The sequence below is a fragment of the Pseudochrobactrum albidum genome, assembly GCF_051851455.1.
Lineage (GTDB): Bacteria > Pseudomonadota > Alphaproteobacteria > Rhizobiales > Rhizobiaceae > Pseudochrobactrum.
On record NZ_JBPVTR010000001.1, the window covers coordinates 1 to 2,209 of the forward strand.

Annotated in this window: 2 protein-coding genes and 1 pseudogene; 2 read left to right on the top strand and 1 reads right to left on the bottom strand. The window is 53.8% G+C overall.

The window, feature by feature from the left end; all coding sequences use genetic code 11:
- The coding region (locus ACSTTO_RS00005) for a helix-turn-helix domain-containing protein (RefSeq protein ID WP_439271082.1) at positions 1 to 369 on the bottom strand (369 nt) is incomplete at its 3' end.
- Between the two features lie 432 nt (positions 370 to 801).
- Between ACSTTO_RS00005 and ACSTTO_RS00010 the strand changes: the two genes are divergently transcribed.
- Together ACSTTO_RS00010 and ACSTTO_RS00015 are read left to right on the top strand one after the other, a co-directional pair.
- Positions 802 to 1,629, top strand: a complete 828-nt coding sequence (locus tag ACSTTO_RS00010; protein WP_439271081.1) for a hypothetical protein — start codon at positions 802 to 804, stop codon at positions 1,627 to 1,629.
- Positions 1,630 to 1,701: 72 nt separating this feature from the next.
- Positions 1,702 to 2,209, top strand: a pseudogene (locus ACSTTO_RS00015) (IS5 family transposase); the annotation flags it as partial.

Genomic DNA, 2,209 nt, shown 5'->3' on the forward strand with positions numbered 1-2,209 from the left:
GACGGAACGCACACCAGAGGGTGAGATAAATATCCCCAGTTTGAGCAGTTCATTGGACGTTCGTGCCTGACCATAGGCTGGAAATTCAAGGGCAAAACCCTGAACCGCTTGTTCAGTTGCATTATCGACACGGTTTGCAAGATTGGGCTTACGTCTTGTGCGTTCGATTAATGCCGCAAAACCACCGTCTTCAACGGCGGCTTTATAACCATAAAAGGTATCACGCGACAGCCCCATCACCTGACAGGCTTTCGAAACATTGCCAAGTTCTTGCGCCAGATTTAACAGGCCTGTTTTGTGTTTGATGATCTTATCTGTAAAATGCAATATTGTGGCTTCCTTCGTTTTGAGGTTGGATTGCACCACCATCGAAACTAATAACCACATGGCTCTGCAAGAGCCTGCACCGCTCCCGTTTCGCTAAGCCGAAAAAGGAGCGGTGTCAGATCAAGTCGAAACTAATACAATTGAATAGTCAGAAAAACTCGGGTTACTCGTCTACCCCGACGATAGCTTCGCCCGCTTTTCCTCCTCATCGACAATGCTTTTGACGACTTCGTAGTCCATCGGCGCGTTGCTGATCCGTGCCACTTCCGCAACCTATCACACCCAAGGCAGTTCGGTAACAGCGGCCGGACATTTTGGGATAGCTCTGGATGCGCGCGATTCGGCCGTTCGTTCAGATGAAGCACATCAGCAATTACTCGCCTCAAATGCGGTTGTCCGTTGCACCCGCATTTACAATTGTGAACGGACATTCGCCCTTGCAATTCCCTGTCAGAATCCGATAAGCTGATTGGCATGGAGTTTTTGTTAAGCGAGAAATTGGAGCGCATCTTTGTCTGCGCACAAAATCCGGCACCGTACGGAATAGAACGTAGCTTACTCCATGCCTACGTTGCTTGCCTAACCTTCGACGAACTCTGCGAGGCGATTTGCAACACACTGGAAGCTGACGCGCCCGTGCGAATGGCCCTTCGCGGAAGGCTGTTGAGGCTGTTACATTTGTCTGATGGCGAGCTTGCGGAGCGGCTCTCACATTTAGCTGAGAAAGCGCTATCGCTCCATGATGGAAATCATGTCTTGCGAACGCGCGTGGACGCGCTTCTCTCCGCCGTCTATTCGTGGTTGCCCCTTCCAACTCGGCACGCGGTGCTCGAACGTTGGATTGATCGCGGGACGAGCGGTACCGCGGATAGATGGCTCAAAGCCATGGCTTCCGACGAATCGCTATTCGACGCCAGGGCGATATTCGAATATTGGCTCGAGTCGCGCAGTACGCGAGCGGCTAAGATACTAGCCTATCAGGCCGAGCCCTCGTTCCTGGACGAAGTCCTTGTTGAGCTTGTAGCTAGATGCGCGGAAGGATGGATCATCAGCAAAGCAGCTTTGAGAGCGACTTCCATATCCGATGACATCTGGCATCTTCTCCGAGACAAGCATCCCGCCAGCTATGCCTATCTCTGCGCCATGACGGGACGGAAGTTGACCGAAGAGGAAGCGCTCGCGCTAGTTGAAGGCATACCCTCCAGCATCCATGATGACGACCGAGGACTCGTGATCTGGTCCATCGGCCAAATGGGATTAATATCCGCATTAGATCGTCTCGGCGCGAATCGAGAGGCCTAGGCTCAGGACCTATTAAATTGGTTGCATGACGAGTGGTGAGTTGCGTCAATGGCGACGTCAGGAGGCGTTGCCATGAGTGATTTGTTTTGGTGTCGCCGGCGCAGATGCGGCGGATTGAGCCATATTTTCCACTGTCGCATGGAGTGTCGTGGGTCGATGACCGGCGGATTATAAGCGGCATCATCTTCGTAATCCGCAACGGACTTCGGTGGCGTGATGCGCCTGCGGCTTACGGGGCGCACAAGACGATTTACAACCGGTTCGTCCGCTGGAGCCGCATGGGGGTCTTCAATAAGATATTTGCGGCGCTGGCAGCCAAGGGTGGCAAGCCGGACCGCTTGATGATCGATGCCACCCATCTCAAGGCGCACCGCACGGCCGCATCCTTGTTTAAAAAGGGGCTGTTCCCCGACGTATCGGACGCACCAAAGGGGGGCTAAACTCCAAGTTGCACGCTGTTTGCGATGGCAGGGGACGACCGCTGATCATGCTGCTCAGCGAAGGGCAGATGAATGATTGCAAGGGCGCAGCGCTGATGATCGAGGCTTTCCCCAAAGCCAGAACGCTGCTGGCTGACAGG

Coding starts and splice junctions, on each gene's coding strand:
- ACSTTO_RS00010 (WP_439271081.1), top strand. CDS start 802: ATGGAGTTTTTGTTAAGCGAGAAATTGGAGCGCATCTTTGTCTGCGCA.